The 21,201-nt window shown below is 58.0% G+C and carries 21 protein-coding genes; 9 read left to right on the plus strand and 12 right to left on the minus strand.

Going from position 1 to position 21,201, the window contains the following annotated elements; all coding sequences use genetic code 11:
- Positions 1 to 12: 12 nt before the first annotated feature.
- On the minus strand, positions 13 to 1,278 hold the full coding sequence (lysA, locus tag BLW66_RS05285; RefSeq protein ID WP_089945837.1) for a diaminopimelate decarboxylase: 1,266 nt from the start codon (positions 1,276 to 1,278) through the stop codon (positions 13 to 15).
- Positions 1,278 to 1,595, minus strand: a complete 318-nt coding sequence (locus tag BLW66_RS05290) for a DUF2834 domain-containing protein (RefSeq protein ID WP_089945839.1) — start codon at positions 1,593 to 1,595, stop codon at positions 1,278 to 1,280. The genes lysA and BLW66_RS05290 overlap by 1 nt, the downstream gene beginning before the upstream one ends.
- A 122-nt stretch (positions 1,596 to 1,717) precedes the next feature.
- Between BLW66_RS05290 and BLW66_RS05295 the strand changes: the two genes are divergently transcribed.
- The 4 genes from BLW66_RS05295 to BLW66_RS05310 all read left to right on the plus strand — a co-directional run bounded on the left by BLW66_RS05295 (position 1,718) and on the right by BLW66_RS05310 (position 7,083).
- Positions 1,718 to 2,698 carry a phosphatase PAP2 family protein gene (locus BLW66_RS05295; RefSeq protein WP_089945841.1) on the plus strand — a complete coding sequence of 327 codons (981 nt, stop codon included), beginning with the start codon at positions 1,718 to 1,720 and terminating at the stop codon, positions 2,696 to 2,698.
- Positions 2,699 to 2,765: 67 nt separating this feature from the next.
- A complete protein-coding gene (locus tag BLW66_RS05300; RefSeq protein WP_089945842.1) occupies positions 2,766 to 4,400 on the plus strand; it encodes an electron transfer flavoprotein-ubiquinone oxidoreductase in 1,635 nt (544 codons plus the stop codon).
- Positions 4,401 to 4,519: 119 nt separating this feature from the next.
- Positions 4,520 to 6,229: a tetratricopeptide repeat protein gene (locus tag BLW66_RS05305; protein ID WP_089945844.1), complete on the plus strand. Its 1,710-nt coding sequence runs from the start codon at positions 4,520 to 4,522 to the stop codon at positions 6,227 to 6,229.
- Positions 6,226 to 7,083, plus strand: coding sequence for a 4-(cytidine 5'-diphospho)-2-C-methyl-D-erythritol kinase (locus tag BLW66_RS05310; protein WP_089945846.1), 858 nt, complete (start codon positions 6,226 to 6,228; stop codon positions 7,081 to 7,083). Before BLW66_RS05305 ends, BLW66_RS05310 begins: the two co-directional genes overlap by 4 nt.
- Here BLW66_RS05310 and BLW66_RS05315 read toward each other — a convergent pair.
- Complete coding sequence (locus BLW66_RS05315; protein WP_089945848.1) at positions 7,080 to 8,081, minus strand: polyprenyl synthetase family protein; 1,002 nt, start codon at positions 8,079 to 8,081, stop codon at positions 7,080 to 7,082. The genes BLW66_RS05310 and BLW66_RS05315 overlap by 4 nt on opposite strands.
- 57 nt (positions 8,082 to 8,138) lie before the next feature.
- Here BLW66_RS05315 and BLW66_RS05320 point away from each other — a divergent pair, with 57 nt between their 5' ends.
- From BLW66_RS05320 to BLW66_RS05330, 3 genes are all read left to right on the plus strand, one after another.
- Entirely contained in the window at positions 8,139 to 8,354 is a 216-nt protein-coding gene (locus tag BLW66_RS05320; RefSeq protein WP_089945850.1) for a putative signal transducing protein, read from the plus strand.
- A 5-nt stretch (positions 8,355 to 8,359) separates the two neighbouring features.
- On the plus strand, positions 8,360 to 9,109 hold the full coding sequence (locus tag BLW66_RS05325; RefSeq protein ID WP_089945852.1) for a tRNA1(Val) (adenine(37)-N6)-methyltransferase: 750 nt from the start codon (positions 8,360 to 8,362) through the stop codon (positions 9,107 to 9,109).
- Between the two features lie 95 nt (positions 9,110 to 9,204).
- Positions 9,205 to 9,369 carry a YdcH family protein gene (locus BLW66_RS05330; RefSeq protein WP_089945854.1) on the plus strand — a complete coding sequence of 55 codons (165 nt, stop codon included), beginning with the start codon at positions 9,205 to 9,207 and terminating at the stop codon, positions 9,367 to 9,369.
- Here the strand turns inward: BLW66_RS05330 and yddG are convergent.
- The 4 genes from yddG to BLW66_RS05350 all read right to left on the minus strand — a co-directional run bounded on the left by yddG (position 9,366) and on the right by BLW66_RS05350 (position 13,316).
- Positions 9,366 to 10,232 carry an aromatic amino acid exporter YddG gene (gene yddG / locus BLW66_RS05335; RefSeq protein WP_089945856.1) on the minus strand — a complete coding sequence of 289 codons (867 nt, stop codon included), beginning with the start codon at positions 10,230 to 10,232 and terminating at the stop codon, positions 9,366 to 9,368. The genes BLW66_RS05330 and yddG overlap by 4 nt on opposite strands.
- Before the next feature lie 106 nt (positions 10,233 to 10,338).
- The gene (gene phbB, locus BLW66_RS05340) at positions 10,339 to 11,064 is read right to left on the minus strand and encodes an acetoacetyl-CoA reductase (protein ID WP_089945858.1); all 726 of its coding nucleotides are present in this window, start codon (positions 11,062 to 11,064) and stop codon (positions 10,339 to 10,341) included.
- 85 nt (positions 11,065 to 11,149) lie between these two features.
- Positions 11,150 to 12,325, minus strand: a complete 1,176-nt coding sequence (locus BLW66_RS05345; protein WP_089945860.1) for an acetyl-CoA C-acetyltransferase — start codon at positions 12,323 to 12,325, stop codon at positions 11,150 to 11,152.
- A 163-nt stretch (positions 12,326 to 12,488) separates the two neighbouring features.
- Positions 12,489 to 13,316 carry an EAL domain-containing protein gene (locus BLW66_RS05350; RefSeq protein ID WP_089945862.1) on the minus strand — a complete coding sequence of 276 codons (828 nt, stop codon included), beginning with the start codon at positions 13,314 to 13,316 and terminating at the stop codon, positions 12,489 to 12,491.
- A gap of 133 nt (positions 13,317 to 13,449) precedes the next feature.
- On the opposite strand from BLW66_RS05350, the gene BLW66_RS05355 reads away from it, so the two are divergent.
- Complete coding sequence (locus BLW66_RS05355; RefSeq protein ID WP_089945864.1) at positions 13,450 to 14,022, plus strand: DNA-3-methyladenine glycosylase I; 573 nt, start codon at positions 13,450 to 13,452, stop codon at positions 14,020 to 14,022.
- Here the strand turns inward: BLW66_RS05355 and gndA are convergent.
- A complete protein-coding gene (gene gndA / locus BLW66_RS05360; RefSeq protein WP_089945866.1) occupies positions 14,019 to 15,425 on the minus strand; it encodes an NADP-dependent phosphogluconate dehydrogenase in 1,407 nt (468 codons plus the stop codon). The two genes, BLW66_RS05355 and gndA, sit on opposite strands and share 4 nt — an antisense overlap.
- 98 nt (positions 15,426 to 15,523) lie before the next feature.
- Here gndA and BLW66_RS05365 point away from each other — a divergent pair, with 98 nt between their 5' ends.
- Positions 15,524 to 16,882 (plus strand): MATE family efflux transporter, encoded by a 1,359-nt coding sequence (locus BLW66_RS05365; protein WP_089945868.1) that lies wholly within the window; start codon positions 15,524 to 15,526, stop codon positions 16,880 to 16,882.
- Here BLW66_RS05365 and ccoS read toward each other — a convergent pair.
- The 4 genes from ccoS to ccoG are packed head-to-tail and all read right to left on the minus strand — an operon-like array spanning position 16,872 to position 21,047.
- Complete coding sequence (gene ccoS / locus BLW66_RS05370; protein WP_089945870.1) at positions 16,872 to 17,024, minus strand: cbb3-type cytochrome oxidase assembly protein CcoS; 153 nt, start codon at positions 17,022 to 17,024, stop codon at positions 16,872 to 16,874. The two genes, BLW66_RS05365 and ccoS, sit on opposite strands and share 11 nt — an antisense overlap.
- Entirely contained in the window at positions 17,021 to 19,180 is a 2,160-nt protein-coding gene (locus tag BLW66_RS05375; protein WP_089945872.1) for a heavy metal translocating P-type ATPase, read from the minus strand. The genes ccoS and BLW66_RS05375 overlap by 4 nt, the downstream gene beginning before the upstream one ends.
- On the minus strand, positions 19,177 to 19,629 hold the full coding sequence (locus tag BLW66_RS05380; RefSeq protein ID WP_089945874.1) for a FixH family protein: 453 nt from the start codon (positions 19,627 to 19,629) through the stop codon (positions 19,177 to 19,179). The genes BLW66_RS05375 and BLW66_RS05380 overlap by 4 nt, the downstream gene beginning before the upstream one ends.
- On the minus strand, positions 19,626 to 21,047 hold the full coding sequence (gene ccoG / locus BLW66_RS05385) for a cytochrome c oxidase accessory protein CcoG (RefSeq protein ID WP_089946688.1): 1,422 nt from the start codon (positions 21,045 to 21,047) through the stop codon (positions 19,626 to 19,628). The genes BLW66_RS05380 and ccoG overlap by 4 nt, the downstream gene beginning before the upstream one ends.
- Positions 21,048 to 21,201 lie beyond the last annotated feature (154 nt).

Genomic DNA, 21,201 nt, shown 5'->3' on the forward strand with positions numbered 1-21,201 from the left:
CGCACCATAGCGTTACAGCCACTTAGGGATAGTATCTCGATTTATCATCTCGTCAAAGGTCGGGCGCTGCCGGATGACGGCGAATTGATCGCCGTGCACCAATACCTCTGGGATAAGTGGTCGGGAATTGTACTCGGACGCCATGACCGCACCGTAAGCTCCTGCTGAGCGGAATGCCACCAACTCACCCTCTGCGACGGGGGGCATCACGCGCTGTTTCGCGAATGTGTCACCGCTTTCGCAGATCGGGCCGACAATGTCATATTTGGCTTGCTCAATTCCGGCGGAAGGCTCCACAACCGGAATAATATCATGGTGCGCGCCATACATCGCTGGGCGGATCAAGTCGTTCATCGCCGCATCAATAATCATGAAGCTGCGGTCTTCGCCCTCTTTGATGTAGATGACCTCTGACACTAGCAAACCCGCGTTACCAGCAATCAACCGGCCCGGCTCAATTTCGATTTCGCAGCCAAGATGGCCGACTTTTTCGCGGACCAATTCACCAAATTCCTGCGGCAATGGCGGCGCGTCGTTGGAGCGCTCGTAGGGAATGCCCAAGCCACCACCCAAATCAAGGCGGCGGATGTTGTGCCCCTCGGCGCGCAGCATTGCCGTCAACTCTGCAACCTTGTCGAAGGCCTGCCCGAACGGTTCCAGCTGCGTTAGCTGGCTCCCGATGTGCACGTCAATGCCGACAACGTCCAAGCCTGGCAGGGCAGCGGCCTCGGCATAGACCTCCTTGGCGCGCGAAATGGGGATGCCGAATTTGTTCTCGGATTTCCCTGTCGCGATCTTTTCGTGGGTCTTGGCGTCAACATCGGGGTTGACCCGAATGGTCACCGGCGCAACCACTCCCATAGATGAGGCAACCTCTGACAGCGCCTGCATCTCTGGTTCGCTCTCGATATTGAACTGGCGAATACCACCTTCTAGCGCAAGCCGCATTTCCGCGCGTGTTTTCCCGACGCCAGAGAAAACTATCCGCTCGCCGGGAACGCCTGCGGCCTTCGCGCGCATGTACTCGCCGCCAGAAACGACATCCATCCCTGCCCCAAGGTCACCCAATAACTTCAAAACGGCCTGATTGGAATTCGCCTTCATCGCGTAACACACAAGGTGGTCTGTCCAGTCCAGCGCATCATCGAACAAGCGAAAATGGCGTGTCAGAGTCGCAGTGGAGTACACATAAAAAGGCGCGCCCACCTGGGCGGCAATGTCAGCGATCGCAACGTCTTCGGCATGCAGCTTGCCATCGCGGTAAAGAAAATGATCCATCAGTCGAGGGGCCTTGTGCGCAGAAACAAATAGAGCGGTAACCCGCAGGACACACCGATACAGAATGTGGCCGGGATCGCAACCAGCGCCAGCCAATTTCGGCGCACTGCGACTTCAGCTACGATCCAGACTGTCAGCGTTATGGCGGCGATGGTCAAATCCCAGACCAGTCCCGACGTGGCAGCGTTCGCGTGCCATGCAGCCACCATCTGCCCGAGCGAAAAGCCGTACTCACTAAACCATTGAGCAAAATAGTACATGGGGTGGATTGCCCCCCAAAATGCCAAGGTCAGATAGATCAAGCGCAGCTTCGACATTTGGGCCTCCTGTCCTAGGCGGATGTAGCGCGGGCCTACCCCTATCGCCACAAGAATTTACCACCCCCGCCATGCGTTCGCCCAATTCATTTGGCAATTTTCACCAGGTAAGGGGCTAAACTATGCGAAATTTCTTCTACTTTTCGGTGATCTACACCGCATTTGCCATCGCGTTGGTGATGGTATTGAGGGACGATCCCGTTACCCTGCTGACGGTGGCGTTGCTGAAATCTGTGGTCCTTGCCAAATCGCTGGGCGGATATCTAAAGCTTTTCGGCATAGCTCTTTTACTGGTTCTATACCTGACGCGTCACACAGGGCTGCGAAACCGTCTCGTGCCGTCCCTGTATGCAATATGGGGATGCCTCATCTTTGCGGCAGGGTTTTCGCTCTTTAAAACCTCCATCCCTTTTGTGGTCCCATTCTGGGCTGATCCATTGATGGCAAACGTGGATGCGGCGCTACATGGCGACATTGCCCCATGGCAGCTGGCGCACGGGCTGTCGGAATTCATTAACCCGAATGTAGTGACCTTCCTTTACTTCGGCCTCTGGACCCTGCCCGCCGTGTTCTTGCCCTTGATCATCGCAATTACGGACGGGGATCATGCGCGGCATAAACGCTTTTTGATCCTTTATGCCCTGTGCTGGGTAGGCCTTGGCAATGTTCTGGCGACGGCATTCAGCTCGGTAGGCCCCGTGTATTACGACCCGCTGCTCGGGAGCACTCGGTTTGCCGACCTAACGGTCGCCCTAATATCGAGCGGCATCACAGATAGCACCCTAGGCCTAGTACAGCAAAACCTGTGGCTGGATTACTCTGAAAAATCGCAGGCAATCGGCTCCGGCATATCCGCGTTCCCATCGGTTCACGTGGGCATTTCAACGGTTGTGGCGCTGTACCTTGCGGAGCGCAGCAAGTGGCTCGCCCCCCTAGGCCTCGCCTTTCTGGCTGTGATCGGCTTCATCTCCGTCTACAACGGCTGGCACTACGCAGTGGACGGCTATGCCTCCGTAATTGTGATGGTGACTGCGTGGTGGGCACTTCACAAATACGCTCAACCTCGACGCAACGTCGCAATTGCCACTTACATTCCTGCTTGATTGAAGGTTTAAAGCTAACATTGTTGCGAACCCATCCTTCGGGATGCTGCGAGAGGGATACTGAGACATGGCTGAGATTGAACGCGAAAGCATGGAATATGATGTGGTCATCGTGGGGGCTGGTCCTGCTGGCCTGAGCGCGGCCATTCGCCTGAAACAGCTTGACGCGGACTTGAACGTCGTCGTGCTGGAAAAGGGCTCAGAGGTGGGTGCTCACATCCTATCCGGCGCGGTTCTTGATCCCTGTGGCCTTGACGCCTTGTTGCCCGATTGGCGCGACATGGGCGCGCCAATCACCGTCCCCGTCAAGGAAGACAACTTCTACATGCTGGGCGAGGCCGGTCAGATACGCCTGCCGCACCTGATGATGCCGCCGCTGCTGAGCAACCATGGCAACTATATCGTGTCCATGGGCAACGTATGCCGCTGGATGGCAGAGCAAGCCGAAGGTATGGGCGTCGAAATTTTTCCGGGCATGGCATGTTCCGACATTGTTTACGGCGATAGCGGCGAAGTGAAAGGCGTTATCGCGGGCGTCTTCGGGCTAGAGGCAGACGGCTCTTACGGCGAGAACACTGAACCGGGGATGGAGTTGCACGGCAAATACGTCTTCTTCTCGGAAGGTGTACGCGGATCGTTGTCACAGCAGATCATCAAGAAATTTGACCTTGCCAAAGACTCTGGCCCGCAGAAGTACGGCCTCGGCATGAAAGAAATCTGGGAAATCGACCCAGCCAAGCACAAGGAAGGCACAGTCACACACACGATGGGTTGGCCTTTGGGTGGTAACGCAGGCGGCGGGTCGTTCATCTACCACCTCGACAACAATCAGGTGTATGTCGGCTTCGTGGTTCACCTGAACTACGAGAACCCGCACTTGTTCCCCTACATGGAATTCCAGCGTTTCAAACACCACCCGATGGTTGCGGACCTGCTGGAAGGCGGCAAGCGCGTGGCCTACGGCGCACGCGCGATCACTGAGGGCGGCTGGCAGTCTTTGCCAAGAACTGTGTTCCCTGGTGGCGCACTGCTGGGCTGTTCCGCCGGTATGGTCAACGTGCCTCGCATCAAGGGCAACCATAACGCGATGCTATCGGGCAAAGCCGCCGCAGAGGCCGCGTTCGAGGCGATTGGTGCAGGTCGTGCTGGCGACACGCTGGACAGCTACGACACCGAAGTCCGCACCGGCGCGATTGGCAAAGACCTGAAGCGCGTGCGCAACGTAAAGCCGCTTTGGTCCAACTACGGGCTGACCGCCTCGCTCATCGTCGGTGGCGCGGACATGTGGTGCAATAACATCTTTGGGACGTCGCCGCTGAACCTGAAGCACGGCAAATCCGACGCAGAAGCCACCGGCAAGGCTGCCGACTTCACCCCAATTGATTACCCGAAACCAGACGGCAAACTGTCGTTCGACCGGTTGACCAACGTGGCCTTCGCTGCAACCAACCACGAAGAGAGCCAGCCGTCCCACCTCAAACTGAAAGACCCGAGCGTTCCAATCGACGTAAACGTGCCTTTGTACGCGGAGCCCGCGCAGCGATATTGCCCCGCAGGCGTGTACGAAGTGGTTGATAACAACTTCGTGATTAACTTTCAGAACTGCGTCCACTGCAAGACTTGCGACATTAAGGATCCGTCGCAAAACATCGTCTGGACAACGCCGCAAGGTGGTGACGGGCCGAACTACCCCAACATGTAACTGTGATTTGACGCGGCGAGGATACCCCGCCGCGTCCCTCTCACGAAACATGTCATGGACAACACCAGGGCGCGCACCTACTTTTATCCGTAACGCATGATGAATTGGGCCCAAATCTTATGATAAAAACTCGCATCCAACGTCGTTTAACTGGGCTTTTGCTGACGCTTGCAGCCAGCACCGCGCCGGCGTTGGCCGCTGAGCACGGGTTGGCGGGGCCATATCTGGCAGCGCGTCAGGCAACGATTTCATCCGATTATACCGAAGCCTCCTTTTATTACCGCCAAGCCATCGCGGCAGAGCCGGACAATCTGCTCCTCAAGGAAAGCGCGATTGTAACGCTGATCGGTCAAGGAGATATCGCTGGCGCAGCTGAAGTCGCGCAGCAGCACGAAGACGCTGGCGGCAGAAATCAGATCGTCGACCTTGTGCTTGATACCGTCGATGTCGCCGCTGGGAAATTCGACCGCGCCGCGTTGGAAAGCCCCGAAACCACTGGTCTTGCCCCGCTCTTGAACGGATTGACCCGCGCTTGGGCGTTGCTGGGCCAAGGGAAAATGTCCGATGCCAGCGCTGCATTCGACTCGGTGGCGAAAATCGAGGACTTCGCCTCTTTCGCGCATTACCACAAAGCACTGGCCTTGGCGTCAGTTGGGGACTTCGAAGGTGCGCACAATATTTTGGGTGGCGACGCGCACGGCCCACTGGTCCTCAGCGTACGCGGTATAGAAGCCCACGCTCAGGTCTTGGCCCAGCTTGACCGGCAGAACGACGCTATAGAGCTGTTGAATGCCACCACCGCCAATGGCTTCAGCGCCGAACTCGAAGACTTGAAGGCGAAATTGCAATCAGGCGAGCCCGTGGCCTATGACTTCGTTGCGAATGCCAGCGAAGGGATCGCGGAGGTTTATTTTAACCTGTCCGCCGTCCTCGACGGTCGCGCGGCACCAGAGCACGTGTTGCTCTATCTGCGGATGGCGCAACACATCCGCCCCGACCACGCGCCCGCTCTGCTGATGGCGGCTGAAATCCTAGAAGGCATGGGCCAGTTCGATTTGGCCACAGAGTCCTACGCCTCACTGGATGCTACCTCTCCAGCATATGTATTGGCCGAAATTGGTCGCGCCAACGCGCTCTACTCCGACGACCGAAAAGAAGCGTCCGTAGAAGTACTGACCGCGCTGTCGGCGTCCCATGGCGAAATTGCCATGGTGCACTCCACATTGGGCGATATGCTTAGCCGGACCGACAAGAACCAAGAGGCGATAGAAGCGTACTCTCGTGCGCTGCAGCTCAATGGTATCGGAAACCGCAACAACTGGCGGTTGTTCTATGCACGCGGGATCGTAAAGGAGCGCGAAGACGATTTCATCGGGATGGAGCTTGATTTCCGCAAGGCGCTGGAGCTCGCTCCGAACCAGCCAGATATCTTAAATTACCTCGGCTACTCTCTGGTAGAACAGCGCATCAAACTTCCCGAGGCGCTGAAAATGATCCAAACCGCCGTAAAGGAAAGCCCCGATAGCGGTTATATTACGGACAGCCTCGGCTGGATTTACTACCGCCTTGGCCGGTTCGAAGATGCCGTGGAGCCCATGGAGCGCGCCGTAGAGCTCCTGCCGGTCGACCCCATCGTCAACGATCACCTTGGTGACGTTTACTGGAAAGTGGGCCGAGAACGCGAAGCGGAATTCCAATGGAAGCGCGCGTTGTCATTCAAGCCAGATGAAGCCGAAGCCAAGCGCATTCGCGAAAAACTCGCACGCGGGTTAACAGCAGTTTTGGAAGATGAGGCCAAAGCGGAAACCACGCAAACCGCCAAGGAATGATGGTGCAAGAATTTGCGCCTGCGAAGGTCAACCTGACTTTACACATCACCGGCCAACGCGACGACGGCTATCACCTGCTCGACAGTTTGGTGATGTTCGCATCAGTCGGCGATACCTTGACGCTGAGCGCCGCGAAAAACCTTGCCCTAGAGGTCGACGGCCCAGAGGCGCCATCTGTGCCAATCGGTGGCAACTCGGTGTTGTCCGCAGCGGAGATGCTAGCCCCGTCAAAAGGCGCACTGCTGCGATTGACCAAGACACTGCCCGTCGCGGCAGGGATCGGCGGCGGAACAGCGGACGCGGCGGCCGCCTATCGCGGCCTGTCGCAACTTTGGGGTTTGCCCTCAGCAAGCCCGACCCCAAGCACCTTCAATCATGTAGCAAAACTAGGCGCGGATGTGCCAGTGTGCCTATTCTCGCGCACGGCGCGCATGTCAGGTATCGGCGACCAGGTCGAATTCCTGCCCGATCTCCCAAGGCTCAACGCTGTGTTAATCAACCCACGAACGCCGGTGTCTACGCCCGACGTATTCAATTTGATTAGTTCAAAGAACAATCCCAGCATGACCGGCGTTCCTGATGCTACCGTTGCACAGGGCGACTTCGTTGCGTGGCTGGCGACACAACGCAACGACATGCAGCAGGCAGCGGTAACCCTCGCTCCGATCATCAGTGATGTACTGTCTGCGTTGGCAGAGACTACTGGTTGCCAATTGGCGCGCATGTCCGGATCTGGCGCGACATGTTTCGGGATATATCCCGATGCACATGCCGCCTCAAAAGCCGCGAGCGCGATATCGCAAGCCCATCCCGATTGGTGGGTTCAGCCTTGCACGTTGGGTGACGGCGCCTAATTCAGGCGCGACACCACGTAATCGGCGAGGTCTCGCAGCATGTCTGTTAAATCGCCCTGTGGAACCACGTCCAACTCTCGCTTGGCCTTCTCCGCCCAAGCCAAAGCATCTTGCCGGGATTTTTCCAGCGACCCGTAGTTTTCAAGGAGCTGCAAAGCATGCTCCAGATCGCCGTCCTGTTGCTTGCCTTTTTCAATGGTCCGCACCCAGAAATCGCGATCCGCGTCGCCGCCCGTCGCAATCGCTTTGATCAACGGCAGAGTCAGTTTGCGCTCGCGGAAGTCGTCGCCCACGTTCTTGCCCGTCTTCGCCGTGTCACCCGCGAAGTCCAGGATGTCGTCGGCAATTTGGAAACTGACACCAAGGGCGTCCCCGTAGTTGTAGAATGCTTGCACGACGTCGGGCGCCGCGTCAGCGACCATTGCGCCAACCTCCGTCGCTGCAGAAAACAGCGCGGCGGTCTTGCCACGCACGACCTGTAGATAAACGTCTTCCGTCGTCGCAAGGTTTTGCGCGGCGGTAAGTTGCAACACTTCGCCCTCCGCAATGACCGCAGATGCGTTCGAAAGAACCTTCAGCACATCAAGGCGGCCAGCTTCAGTCATCAACTGGAACGAACGCGCGAAAAGGTAATCCCCGACCAACACGGAGGACTTGTTGTCCCACAACAGGTTCGCCGCTGGGCGCCCGCGTCGTTGCTCGCTGCCATCAACAACATCATCATGTAGCAAGGTCGCCGTGTGAATGAACTCTACCGTGGCGGCCAAGTGCACGTGGTACGGGCCCTCGTATCCGCAAATCCGCGCCGCGGCCAAAGTCATCATCGGACGAACACGCTTGCCGCCAGCCTCAACCAGATGCGCCGTCACTTCGGGTATGCGCGGCGCATGCTCCGACGCCATCCGCGCGCGAATGAGGGCGCCAACAGCCTCTAGATCATCTGCGAGCGCGGCTTGAAGGCGATCATGGGGTTTCACAGATGGGGTATCCAAACTCATAGTTAAGCTCCGTCTCGTGTCTCGACAAACGTGCTGGCCTGTCGTTAACTCTATCACATGAAAGAGCTTTTGCGCAGTAACGATCCGACGATCATCGCCTTCTCCCAAGCCCTGCTATCAGGGGAAGATATAAGCGTGTTCGAAATGGACGTCCACATGAGTGTGCTAGAAGGGTCGGTTGGCATATTGCCGCGCCGCCTGATGGTTCGCGAGCAAGATCTATTCATGGCCCGCGCGATTCTTCGTGACAATGACATCCCACTGGATGGCTAAAAAGCATGGGATTTCTGTCGAGCCAGTTAACACATGACGCATTTTTGGGGGGCAAGTTGCACCTGTGGCAACCCGTCAAAGGCTACAGAGCCGCGACCGATCCCGTCCTGCTGGCCGCCGCCTGCCCCGCCACAAAGGGCCAGAGCGTTCTGGAACTAGGCTGCGGCGTTGGCGCGGCCTCTTTGTGCTTACGCACGCGGGTCGATGTGGAGTTGAGCGGCGTCGAGTTGCAGTCCAGCTACGCGGTGCTGGCACGCCGTAACGCGTCGGAAGCGGGCTACGCGATGACTGTGGTTGATGCTGATCTTGCAAACCTTCCCGCCGACGTCCGCGCCCGTAGCTTCGACCACGTGATCTTGAACCCGCCCTATTACGGCCCCGGCACCTCATCCCCGGACGCTGGCCGTGACAAGGCCCTGCGAGAGCAAACCGCATTGGCGACATGGGTTGATACGGCCCTACGGCGTGCAGGACCAAAGGGCTGTGTCACCCTGATTCATCTGGCCGAACGGGTGGGTGATCTGATCGAATTGCTTAATCCGCGTGCGGGACTGATCGAAATAAAACCAATAGCAGCCAGAGCGGGGAAACCCGCCGGTCGCGTTTTGCTGCGCGCGCACAAAGGTCGCGCCTCCCGCAGCATTTTGCATAACCCCTTGGTCCTGCACGACGGGGCCCGTCATCTGCGTGATGGGGATGATTTCTCACAGGCCGCAACAGACATCTTGCGGCGCGGGAAACCCATCGAGTTTTAAGGGATTTCGCCGCAGCGCCGCGACGCATTTCCGTGACATGATTCACAAGATGTGCTGCAATGGAGATCTAGACCACACATAAAGGAGTTATGCCCATGACGATCAGTTCGCACCTTTCTGAGCTGAAACGCAAACACGATGCATTGTCTCAACGAGTGGAAGACGCACAGAAAAGCCCAGGTCTGGATGACTTGACTGTCGTTGATCTTAAGAAGCAGAAACTGCGCCTTAAGGAAGAAATTACCAAGTATTCGAACTAGTTTCTATGTGACGCAAGCGCTGCCAATCCAGCACCGACTGCGATTAGAACCGCAGCCAGTAGCAATACGGTCGTCGCTTGCGCAACCCCTGCCGCAATCAGCACGCAGGTCGACAACAAGGGGGCGGCATATGATGCCGTCCCCAGCAGCTGGATGTCGCCCCGCTTCACGCCGATATCCCACAAGAAAAACGCCAACCCCACAGGCCCTAGACCCAATCCGATAACGGACAGCCAACTTACAGTGCTGCTTGGTATCACCGTCTGCTCGAACATTACGTGTGCCAGCCCCGCGAGCCCCGCCGAGGCGAGGCAGAAGAAGGTCACAACCTCTGTGGGTACCTCCTTAAACCTGCGTGACAATACGGAGTATCCCGACCAAGTGAGGGAGCAGCACACTGCCAATAAGTATCCCGGGACATATGACCACTGAAAGCCCGCGCCGCCCCGGGCGATGATAAGCGCAGCACCGGCAAAAGATACAACCGCGCCGACAATATGCAGCGCCCTCAACCGCTCCCCCGGAAGCAGGCCAGAGAAAAGAACAATCAGAAGCGGCCAGAGATAGGCAATCAACCCCGCCTCCGCGGCAGGGGCCAGACGCAGCGCAGAGAAGTATAGCGCATGGTAGCCAAACAGCCCGCCAATACCCAACGCCCACACGATGGGCGGCGTCGCACTGAGCGTCTCCATGACACCCCCGCGCCGCAGTGTGAAGAGCAGCCCAATCCCGCCACCTATGGCGAATGCCATGGCGCTCAGCTGAAAGGGCGGAACAGGGTCAGAGCCAACCGTCATAAGAGCCAGCAACGACCACAGCAATACAGCGCCGAAGCCGATGAGCGTGGCCGCTCGTCTACTCATTGGAACCCCTTCGCGTTGCAGCCACCGTGGCCGGTTTTGCATAGCAACGAAAAAGGCCGGTGCGCAATGACACCGGCCTCTTTGCCGTAAGTGAAGCGGCGTCGGCCTAAGCCATGTACTGCCCGCCGTTGGCGGAAACGGTTGAGCCGGTGATAAAACCCGCATCGTCTGACGCCAAGAATACCACCGTCCGCGCGATCTCTTCAGGCTCACCTAGGCGGCCCACTGGAATCTGCGGCAAAATCACGTCGTTCATGACCTTTTCAGGGATAGTGCTCATCATCTCGGTGTTGATGTACCCTGGGCAAATGACGTTCACGGTGATGCCAGCCCGCGCACCCTCTTGAGCCAAGGCTTTGGTGAAGCCGATGTCCCCAGCCTTTGCTGCCGCGTAGTTGCTTTGCGCAAACTGGCCCTTCTGCCCGTTGATAGAGCTGATGGTGATGACCCGCCCGAATTTCCGCTCGCGCATGCCAGGCCAGATCGGGTGGGTCATGTTGAACACGCCCGACAGGTTGGTGTTCATCACTTCAGACCATTGCTGAGGTGTCATCTTATGGAACGGCGCATCGCGCGTGATGCCTGCGTTGTTCACCAGAACCTCCACCGGACCCAAATCGGCCTCGACTTGGGATATCCCAGCAGCGCAGGCTTCGTAGTCTGCTACGTCCCATTTGTAGGTTTTGATGCCGGTTTCAGCGGTGAACGCCGCGGCTTTTTCGTCGTTTCCGGCATAGGTGGCCGCGACGGAGTACCCAGCAGCCTTTAGGGCTTTGGAAATAGCAGCGCCGATGCCGCGCGATCCTCCGGTAACAAGTGCAACACGGGACATGTGATTCCTCCTCAATCAATTAGGTAATTTTGTATCTAAAACAGTTTAGGTTGCGCAATTTTCGTGCGCAACCTAATTTAACCTATCAATCGCGTTCTACGCAGACAGCAACGCCCATGCCGCCACCGATACACAGAGTCGCGAGGCCTTTCTTGGCATCACGGCGCTGCATTTCAAACAGCAGCGTGTTCAGCACACGACAACCGGAAGCCCCGATCGGGTGTCCAATCGCGATTGCGCCACCGTTGACGTTTACAATCTCCGGATCCCAGCCCATGTCCTTGTTCACCGCGCACGCTTGCGCTGCGAAGGCTTCATTCGCCTCGACCAAGTCCAAGTCGGACGCCTTCCATCCAGCTTTCTCAAGCGCTTTGCGGGACGCGTAAATCGGGCCAACGCCCATGATCGACGGATCCAAGCCTGCGGTGGCGTAGCTCACGATGCGCGCCAAGGGCTGCAAACCTCGCCTTTCAGCATTGTCGGCACTCATCAGCAAAGTCGCCGCCGCGCCGTCATTCAGGCCAGACGCGTTTGCCGCCGTCACGGAACCGTCCTTAGTGAACGCGGGGCGCAGTTTTGCCATAGCGTCCATTGTTGCGCCGTGCCGGATGTATTCATCCTGATCCATCGTGATGTCGCCCTTGCGGGTCTTGATCGTGAAAGCCGCGATCTCATCTGCGAATTTTCCAGCTTTCTGTGCGGCTTCGGCTTTGTTTTGCGATGCTACCGCAAACTCGTCCTGCATCTCACGGCTGATCTGCCATTGGTCCGCAACATTTTCTGCGGTCTGGCCCATGTGATAACCATTGAAGGCATCCCACAACCCGTCGCGGATCATGCTGTCGATGTACTTCATGTCGCCCATTTTCTGGCCTTGGCGCAGGTTCGCAACATGCGGACTCATCGACATGTTTTCCTGACCGCCTGCGACCACAATATCAGCGTCCCCCAGCATGATGTGCTGCGCACCGAGCGCCACGGCACGAAGCCCCGACCCGCACACTTGGTTGATGCCCCAAGCAGACGCCTCTTTCGGCAGACCTGCATTGATATGTGCTTGGCGCGCAGGGTTTTGCCCTTGGCCGCCGGTGAGCACCTGACCGAGGATTGTCTCGGAAACCTCCGCCTTATCGACGCCTGCGCGCTCGACCACTGCTTCGATGACAGCAGCTCCTAAATCATGCGCGGGGGTGTTGGCAAAAGAGCCGAGAAAACTACCGACACCTGTGCGGGCAGCTGAGGCGATTACGACATTGGTCATGAGCATTCCTTTCCTACGGTCGGTGTGTCTCTGCTTGCCAGAGCACTGGATTTGACCGACCGTGTATTGCTAAGCGTTTAGCTGGCTTACGTGGCGTATACGATTGGACAGGGTGTCTCACATTTTTGCAAGTGCCAAGATGGGCACCGGTTAGGGAGAGGAGTTAGCCGAAGTGTGATCGCTGAACGGGGCCGCGCCCCAATTCCCAAGGCTTGGCCACGGCGGGCACGCCAAAAAGGTAGCCTTGCAGGCAATCGATACCAGCCTCTGCCAGATACTCCGCTTCCTCTATGGCCTCCACGCCTTCGGCGACAGTGAACATATCAAACTGCTGCGCGATTGAGACGAGGGCCTGCATCAAAACCTGATTGTCAGAATCTACGTCAATGTGTCGCGCGAAGCTGGTGTCGATTTTGACAATATCGAAGTAGAAGTCCCTGAAATGGCGGAACGCGGTGTAGCCAGCACCGAAATCATCAAGCGCGAAGGAGATACCGCGCCGCTGCATACGCGCCATGAAATCTGCGACCAGATCAGGCATAAGCAGGGCGGAAGATTCGGTGATCTCAATAATTAACCGCTCCCCCACAGTTGGGTCGCGGAACAAGCCACGCTCTAAGGCTAGTTCCCAAAGCGGGTGACCGATGGAGCGGGGAGACATATTGATCGACAGCCGCAGCCTTGGTTCTTGGATCAAGCTCTTGATCCCCAGCTCCACAGCGAGGCAATCAATCATACGCCCTTCCTCTCGGGGCTCCACCGTCTCGATAAACTCCTTCGCTGGAATGATCCGGCCGGTGTCGTCCAAGACACGGATTAACCCCTCGTAGAACGCCACCACGCTCGCATCCGCTGATTTTACGATCGGCTGATATGCCAACAATACGTCTCGCTTACGCAACGCGCGGCGCACCATATCAAGTGTTTGGCTATCCCGTTGGGCGATGGCGGCGGACAGCGGACTGCCTGCTGAATGTTGATCGAATGACATGCGTGACTGCGCCCTTTTTGGTCACTGAGTCCTAGGGCTTAGGGACTTAAGCGTGCGTTAAAGTTCCAATTTTGTTCCAATCAAGGTAAAGAACGTCTCAACTTTGCAAGCCTTTGAAATGAGGGGAACACCTATGGAAAACCGATGCGGCTGGTGTGGCACCGAAGAAATTTACACAAATTATCACGACACAGAGTGGGGTGTGCCCGAATATGACAGCCGCGCCTTATGGGAAAAGCTGATCTTGGACGGCTTCCAAGCGGGGTTAAGCTGGATCACGATCTTGAAGAAAAGAGAGGTTTTTCGAGAGGCCTTTGAAGGGTTTGATCCAAATATTATCGCGAGCTGGGGCGAGGCTGATGTCAACCGCCTGCTACAGAACGCGGGCATCGTGCGCCATCGTGGAAAGATCGAAGCCACCATCGGCAACGCACGGGCGTGGCAAAAGATCGAGCAACGCGAAGGCTTTGACACATATCTTTGGAAATACTTTGACGGAAAACCGCTGCAAAACGAGTTCGAAACCCTAAGTGACGTGCCTGGGTTTACCCCGCTTAGCACCCAAATCTCGAAAGACTTAAAGAAAGAAGGGTTCCGCTTTTGCGGCCCGACAATCGTCTACGCCTTCGCCCAAGCCTGCGGGCTGGTCAACGATCACCTCGTGACCTGCCCGCGGCACAGAGAGGTCAAAGAGCTCGCGCGTTAGGATCCCCACGGGCCGTGGTGCGCCCCGTCTTTATCTGTCCGCTCGAAACTATGCGCGCCGAAAAAGTCGCGTTGCGCTTGGATCATGTTTGCGGTGGAACGGCCCGTTCGCATTGCGTCGTAATACGCCAACCCAGCTGACAAGGCTGGCACCTGCAAGCCGTGGGTGATTGCAGTGGCCACGACCTTACGAAGGGCTGGCGCACTGCGCTCGATCAACTCAGAGAAGAACGGCGCAAACATCAGGTTGTCTTGCGGCGCCGCAGTCAAAGCATCAGCCATGTCGTTCAGCATGGTGGAGCGGATGATACAGCCTTCGCGCCAGACCCGTGCGATTTCGGGCATGGGTAGATCCCATTCGAATTCTGCACTTGCCGCATTCAGCAAGTGAAAGCCCTGCGCATAGCACATGATTTTGCCCGCGATCAGGGCCTGCTCCAAATCGTCACGGCTTAGCGCGCCGGACGCCAGCTCTACCGGCGCGGCGCCAAACATCGCCTCGCCACGTTCGCGCTCCGACTTCATGGCGGATAGGTTACGTGCGGCAACCGCCGCCTCGATCACGGGCACGGGCGCGCCTAGGTGCTGCGCTTCAATTACGGTCCACCGGCCGGTCCCCTTCTGGCCCGCACGGTCCAGAATTATGTCGAGCACAGCATTACCGCTTTCAGCATCGGTCGCCGCCGCCACCTTGCCGGAAATTTCAATTAAGTAAGACTGTAGCGCCCCTTTGTTCCATTCTTCAAACGCCCCCGCGCAGGTTGCCGCTGATGCCCCCTGCCCGTCGCGCATGATCCCGTAAACCTCGGCGATCATTTGCATGTCGGCGTATTCAATGCCGTTATGAACGGCTTTAACGAAATGCCCTGCGCCACCTTGCCCCATCCACGTCGCACAGGCGGTGCCTTCGTAATCTGCCGCGATGGCGGTCAGGATGTGGGACACTTGCGCCCAAGCTTCCTTGCGTCCGCCGCCCATGATGGACGGGCCATGGCGCGCGCCTTCTTCACCGCCCGACACGCCAATGCCAAGAAACGGCACGCCGTCGGCCTCAGCCTGTGCCGCGCGCGCTTCGGTGTCACGGAAGTTGGCGTTGCCCGCGTCGATGATGAGATCGTCCTTGCCAAGCAAGGGGCGCAACGCCGCGATTTGCTGGTCGACCGCCGCGCCAGCCGGTACCATCAAAATAATAGCGCGCGGCTCCGCGATGGAGGCGACCAAGTCTTCCAGCGTGCTACATGGGGTGATGCGTTCCGCCAGTTCACCCGCTTCAGCATGAAACTCGTCGGTGCGGGCGGTGGTGCGGTTAAACACCGAAATAGCAAAGCCCTTTTCAGCTATGTTCAGGGAGAGCATAGCCCCCATCGTTCCAAGTCCGATTAGGCCAATTTCAGATTTCGACATTGCAATGTTCTCCCCAGTCTGGCTTCATCTGTTATCGCTAACGATCCAAGGCGTCAAATCCAACCCTAACCAGAGCCTGCCAGTTATCCGGAGCCCCCATGCGCGACATTGATCTGACAGAGGGCGCCATAGGCAGTCACTTCAAGGCGTTGGCCGTTCCCGCAGCCTTAGGCATGTTGTTCAGCACGCTCTATAATGTCGTGGATGTGTACTTCGCGGGCCAAATCTCGACGCAGGCGCAGGCGGGCCTGGCTATTGGGTTTCAAGCTTTCTTTGTCATGATGTCCGTCGGCTTTGGCCTCGGCGCTGCGATGAGTGCGTTGGTCGCGAACGCGCGTGGGCAAAAAGACGATGACGCGGCGCGACGGCTCGCCTCGCAAGGGATCAGCTTTGGCGTCGTTGCAGTCTTCCTGTTGATGCTCGGCGCTGCGTTCGCAGGTCCCTACGTGATCGCCGTGGTGTCCGAGGCTGGCGCGTACCGCGACGCCGCCACCACATACTTTTACTGGTTAATCTTAGCCCTTCCGGGCTTCTTGCTGGCCTACGGCGCGAACGGAATTCTTCAAGCACACGGCGACACCGTCTCCATGCAACGTGCGTTAATGGTGGCTTTCGTTGCAAACATTGCCCTGAACCCGCTGCTTATCTACGGCATCCCCGGCGTCACTCCACCGCTTGGCCTGAGCGGTATCGCCCTGGCGACCGTAATCAGCCAAACCGGCGTGATGATCTGGATACTCCGCCAAGTGATGGCGCGCCGCATTATGACGGGGTTCCGGCTAAGCTGGCTTAAACCAGACCTTCCGACCTACCGCGAAATTGCGGAGCAATTACTGCCGACCACCACCGCGCTGATGGTGATGTTCGTGTCCGGCTTTGTCGTGCAGTTCGCACTTAAGGGCTTCGGGGCGGAGGCCATCGCAGCCTACGGCGTCGCCCTTCGAGTCGAGCAGATACTGCTTCTGCCCGTGCTTGGCATGACAGGTGCCTTGCTTCCAATCGCGGCCCAAAATTACGGGGCAGAGCAATTCGACCGTGTGCGCGAGGCTTTGGTTATGTGCGCCAAACTTGGCTTCGTGATGACATTCGCCGCCTTTCCTATCCTGTGGTTCGCGTCGCCCTTCGTCATCGCGCTGTTCAACGACGATCCGGAAGTCGTTCGCATTGGCGTCAGCTACCTGCGCGTCGACGGTTTTCTATTTCCGATCTACATGATGCTGTTTGCGATCAACTCGTTCCTGCAGGCGCTGAAACGCCCCATCTGGACGTTGTGGATCAGCGTCTACCGTCAGGGGTTCGGCGTCGCATTCTTTATCTGGGTTTATGTCGGCGTGCTCGGAATGAGCGTTTGGGGCGTCTGGATCGGCATCGCGACTGCGGTGACAACCGGCTGGCTCATCGCGCTCTTGGTGGCGAAACGCGTCGCGGATCAGAAGATCGGCGGCCTTAGGGCTTAGGCCCTTCATCATCGAACAAGATGCGTGCGGCGTCGCCTTCGATATCCTCATATTGGTTGTGCCTTACGGTCCACAGGAAGGCGGCGACGCCCATCCCGCCGAGGATGAGCGAGACAGGGATAAGGATCACAAGAACATTCATGACCGCACCCTTAACGCGTTCAGGATCACAAGGATAGACGAGCTGGACATCGCAAGCGCCGCCATAAGCGGGCTGGCATATCCAGAAACAGCCAATGGCACCGCGACCGCGTTGTAGCAAATAGCGATCCCGAAGTTTTCACGAATACGGGCACGCGCGCTGCGCGCGACGCGCAAAGCCTCCTTAATCGGTGCAAGGGAGCGCCCGAGCAACACAATGTCAGAAGTCGCCCGCGTTGCGTCCACGCCAGACGCAGGGGAGATAGACACGAAGGCTTGCGCCATCGCGCCCATGTCGTTCAACCCGTCACCGACCATCAGCGTGTGTTTACCCTGATCTTGAAGTGCGGCGAGTTGGTCAATCTTGTCGGCGGGCAGCATGCCCCCCTTAGACGCCCCGAGGCCCAATCGCCCGCCGATGTTCGTCGCCGCAAAGTCGGTATCACCGGACAGGATCTCGACCTGCATGCCTTGCGCCACCAAACTTGAAACCAAATCGTGTGCGCCTGGCCGCAGGGTTTCGTCAATCCGCAAAACTTGCTCCGCGCCGTCCCCACGCTGGAACACTGTTCCGCCGCTCGCGCTGCGCGACTTGCCCAAACGTACGGGCACACCGGCGTCAAAGCCGCTGACGCCCTCACCCGCAACCTCAAACACGTCGTCAATTTCGGATGCTACAACCTGCATGCCGTCAAGCGCGGACGCCAAAAGGCGCGAGACAGGATGATCTGACGACCGACTTAAGGCGAACACGGCAGCGCGATCGTCAGCGGACAAGCTTTGTAAGTCCGTCAGGATCGGGGTGCCATCTGTCAGCGTGCCGGTTTTGTCAAAGACCACCGTATCGACCTCTGCCAAACGCTCCAAAGCGGTCGCGGATTTAATCAGCAGGCCCTTGCGGAAAAGGCTGCCCGACGCAGCCGTTGTGACGGCCGGAACTGCTAAACCCAATGCACAGGGGCACGTGATGATAAGGACGGCAATTGCGATGTTAAGAGAATAGCGAAGGTCGCCAGTGGCGCTAAACCAGCCCACGAAGGCCAGCGCCGCCAACCCGTGCACTAACGGCGCATAGAGTTGCGCCGCGCGGTCCGCCACGGGCGTGTAATGGGAACGGCCGCTTTCAGCAACTGCGACCATCTCCGCCATGCGACGCAGGGTCGTGTCTTGGCCCACGGCAGTGGCGCGGATGACCAGCGGGTTGGACAGGTTCACCTCACCGGAGACGACTTTGCTACCAACCTGCGCCGCCACAGGCAGGCTTTCCCCGGTCAGCAATGACCGGTCCATCTGCGACTGGCCGACATCCACAATTCCGTCGACCGGAACGCGCCCGCCGGCCGGAACCTGCACCATATCGCCCACCACAATGTCGGCAGCTTTGACCCGAACGGGGGCACCGTCGCGGATGCACGTTGCCGACGGGACTTCAAGCGCCGCCAACTCCTGCGCGGCAGAGCGCGCGGCGGCGCGGGTACGGTGGTCCAAATAACGCCCGATCAGCAGAAAGAATGTTAAGGACAGTGCAGCGTCGAAATACGCGTTTTCGCCACCCGCCATTGTCTCATAGAGCGACAAGCCGCTGGCCAGTAGGATCGCAAGGGAGATCGGAACCTCCATATTGACGCGCCAAACCCGCAGCACCGAAAGCGCGGACACAAAAAAGGGCCGCGCGGCGAAGATCACGGCGGGCAACGCAATCACAGCCGATATCCAGTGAAACAACTGGCGCGTAGCGTCCTCCGCCCCAGCCCAAATGGCCACGGACAAGATCATAACGTTCATCATGGCAAAGCCCGCGACGGCCAAGCGCAACAACAGCGAACGGCCCACAGGGTCCCCCTCCGCCGCTCGTAGCGTATCGCTGTCCAATGGCAATGCCTCAAAACCCAAGGCCAACAACGCGTTGATCAGACCGTCTTCGTCCGCGTCCCCTCGGGTGTGCACAGACACCCGCTTGAGGCTTAGGTTAACGCGTGCGTCCAGAACCTCTGGCAGCTTTTTCAAGCCGCGCTCGACGCCGGAAACGCAGGCGCCGCAGTGGATGCCGGGCAAAGACAATGACACCATATCACCCGCCGTCGTGCGCGCTGCCCCGCGCGCAGTTTCCTCTGCAAGGGGCGCACCCGCGCACCCCGGACAACTCATCACACTCATTGGGGGACCACGAACGGAATCCGCTGCTCAAACACGGTTCCGTCTTCCGCTATTGCCTTCATGCGCAGGTTCCAGTTCCCCGCAGACAGGTCTTCAGCCGCCAGATGCGCTTTTCCGTCGAAACGGAACGCTGGTGTCCGGTCGCTGCTGACAGTCGTTGCGCGCCCTAATGTTGCGTCAATCAGCTTCGGATCAACAGGCCCATCCTCATCCACTATGGAAAGACGCAATGTCCCGTCAGCGTAGCCGACCTTCACATCCCACCCCAATGCAAGCTGGGCCGCGCGACGTTCATCAAAGCTTTGGCTGGCGACGTAAGAGTTCTTGGTCTCCAGCCCTGGAAACGTACGGACGGCCTGCGTCGCAAGCGTCAGGTTCACGCCGATGACGATACTAAACCCGACCGCAAACATGGCAAACACATGGATGCCTTTAATCTCACGGCTCATTGCGCAGCCTCCTTGCCGTTAAATACCGAATTGGTGTGTGCGCGTTCACCGGATGTGACGTCTTCAACCCAGAACCGCAGGTCAGTCCGCTCCGCTGTTGCACTCGGGTCGCCACGGCGTGCGGTGACATAGACCCGCTGCAACTTGGTTTCATTTGCGGGCACGACCACACTGACGAGGTCAGTACCCTCAAGATCAATGCGAAGTAGCGCGTCTGATGTCAAAGACAGATGGAACTCCCGATCATCCCCGTGTTTGTTCAGCAACCGGATGTCGTAGGCATTCCGGATGGAGCCGTCAGACATGGTGACATACGTCGGGTTGCGAATGGGCGAGACTGTCATGTCGATCTCTGCCCGAATGAACAGCGCGAAAATCAGACCGAAGCCGATTGTGGACCAAAGGAACGTGTAGACCAGAGTACGTGGCCGCAAAATGTGCTTCCAGATAGGTTTCGCCTTGCCGCCTGCCCGCTCAATCGGCTCGTCCGATAGCGCGAGGTAATCAATCAAGCCGCGCTCTTTGCCGATGCGCTCCATGACGTCATCACACGCATCAATGCACAGCGCACAGGTGATACACTCCATCTGCTGGCCATCACGGATGTCGATGCCCATCGGGCAAACATTCACGCAAGCCATGCAATCAATACAGTCGCCGCGCGTATCTTCATGCTTCTTGCCGCGCGGCTCCCCGCGCCAATCACGGTATCCGACGGTGATCGTGTCCTCATCCATCATCGCGCCCTGAATGCGCGGCCACGGGCACATGTAGATGCACACCTGCTCACGCATGAAGCCACCGAAAATGAATGTCGTAGCGGTCAGGAAGCCAATTGTGGCGTAGGCCACGGGATGTGCAGAGAACGTTGCCAAGTCGACCGCCAACTGCGGCGCGTCAGTAAAGTAAAACACCCACGCGCCGCCCGTGGCGATCGCGATAAGCAGCCAGACGACCCATTTGGTGATCCGCAACCGCCACTTGTGGAAATCCCACTTGGCGCGCCATAGGCGCACGCGCGCGTTGCGGTCCCCTTCAATCCATCGCTCGACCAGTATGAAGAGGTCCGTCCAAACGGTTTGAGGACATGTGTAGCCACACCAGACCCGCCCCAATGCAGAGGTGAACAAAAACAGCCCCAAACCCGCCATGATCAAAAGTCCGGCGACAAAGTAGAATTCATGGGGCCAAATTTCGATCCAGAAGAAGTAAAATCGGCGCCCCGCCAGATCAATCAACACGGCCTGATCGGGAAGGTTCGGGCCACGATCCCAACGCACCCAAGGCGTGAGATAATATATCCCCAAGGTGACGGCCATGATCCACCACTTAAACGTGCGGAAAAAGCCGGACACGCGCCGTGGGAAAATCGGCTCCTGCGCAGCATACAATGAGGGCGGAGTTTCAGCTTTGCTCATGTCGTCAATCATCCGGGATTTTAGGTCTGTTCGCAGCGTCTGAATGCAATCTTATCATGAAAAGGTCTTTGACCCAGATCAATCGGCGCAGAGCGACGTTTCGACACCCCCAGCAAGCCCCCAACCCGCCGCTGGAACGCCTGCGGTACGCATG

It is taken from the genome of Litoreibacter albidus, assembly GCF_900107015.1.
GTDB classification, from domain to species: Bacteria; Pseudomonadota; Alphaproteobacteria; order Rhodobacterales; family Rhodobacteraceae; genus Litoreibacter; species Litoreibacter albidus.

What these genes read in the sequence shown, in the direction of transcription:
- BLW66_RS05350 (WP_089945862.1), bottom strand. Translation starts at nt 13,316, where the DNA reads ATGTCATTCGATCAACATTCAGCAGGCAGTCCGCTGTCCGCCGCCATC.
- BLW66_RS05375 (WP_089945872.1), bottom strand. Translation starts at nt 19,180, where the DNA reads ATGAGTGTGATGAGTTGTCCGGGGTGCGCGGGTGCGCCCCTTGCAGAG.
- lysA (WP_089945837.1), bottom strand. Translation starts at nt 1,278, where the DNA reads ATGGATCATTTTCTTTACCGCGATGGCAAGCTGCATGCCGAAGACGTT.
- BLW66_RS05320 (WP_089945850.1), top strand. Translation starts at nt 8,139, where the DNA reads ATGAAAGAGCTTTTGCGCAGTAACGATCCGACGATCATCGCCTTCTCC.
- BLW66_RS05325 (WP_089945852.1), top strand. Translation starts at nt 8,360, where the DNA reads ATGGGATTTCTGTCGAGCCAGTTAACACATGACGCATTTTTGGGGGGC.
- BLW66_RS05290 (WP_089945839.1), bottom strand. Translation starts at nt 1,595, where the DNA reads ATGTCGAAGCTGCGCTTGATCTATCTGACCTTGGCATTTTGGGGGGCA.
- BLW66_RS05365 (WP_089945868.1), top strand. Translation starts at nt 15,524, where the DNA reads ATGCGCGACATTGATCTGACAGAGGGCGCCATAGGCAGTCACTTCAAG.
- gndA (WP_089945866.1), bottom strand. Translation starts at nt 15,425, where the DNA reads ATGTCGAAATCTGAAATTGGCCTAATCGGACTTGGAACGATGGGGGCT.
- BLW66_RS05310 (WP_089945846.1), top strand. Translation starts at nt 6,226, where the DNA reads ATGATGGTGCAAGAATTTGCGCCTGCGAAGGTCAACCTGACTTTACAC.
- BLW66_RS05315 (WP_089945848.1), bottom strand. Translation starts at nt 8,081, where the DNA reads ATGAGTTTGGATACCCCATCTGTGAAACCCCATGATCGCCTTCAAGCC.
- BLW66_RS05380 (WP_089945874.1), bottom strand. Translation starts at nt 19,629, where the DNA reads ATGAGCCGTGAGATTAAAGGCATCCATGTGTTTGCCATGTTTGCGGTC.
- BLW66_RS05305 (WP_089945844.1), top strand. Translation starts at nt 4,520, where the DNA reads ATGATAAAAACTCGCATCCAACGTCGTTTAACTGGGCTTTTGCTGACG.
- BLW66_RS05300 (WP_089945842.1), top strand. Translation starts at nt 2,766, where the DNA reads ATGGCTGAGATTGAACGCGAAAGCATGGAATATGATGTGGTCATCGTG.
- yddG (WP_089945856.1), bottom strand. Translation starts at nt 10,232, where the DNA reads ATGAGTAGACGAGCGGCCACGCTCATCGGCTTCGGCGCTGTATTGCTG.
- ccoG (WP_089946688.1), bottom strand. Translation starts at nt 21,047, where the DNA reads ATGAGCAAAGCTGAAACTCCGCCCTCATTGTATGCTGCGCAGGAGCCG.
- BLW66_RS05295 (WP_089945841.1), top strand. Translation starts at nt 1,718, where the DNA reads ATGCGAAATTTCTTCTACTTTTCGGTGATCTACACCGCATTTGCCATC.
- ccoS (WP_089945870.1), bottom strand. Translation starts at nt 17,024, where the DNA reads ATGAATGTTCTTGTGATCCTTATCCCTGTCTCGCTCATCCTCGGCGGG.
- BLW66_RS05345 (WP_089945860.1), bottom strand. Translation starts at nt 12,325, where the DNA reads ATGACCAATGTCGTAATCGCCTCAGCTGCCCGCACAGGTGTCGGTAGT.
- BLW66_RS05330 (WP_089945854.1), top strand. Translation starts at nt 9,205, where the DNA reads ATGACGATCAGTTCGCACCTTTCTGAGCTGAAACGCAAACACGATGCA.
- phbB (WP_089945858.1), bottom strand. Translation starts at nt 11,064, where the DNA reads ATGTCCCGTGTTGCACTTGTTACCGGAGGATCGCGCGGCATCGGCGCT.
- BLW66_RS05355 (WP_089945864.1), top strand. Translation starts at nt 13,450, where the DNA reads ATGGAAAACCGATGCGGCTGGTGTGGCACCGAAGAAATTTACACAAAT.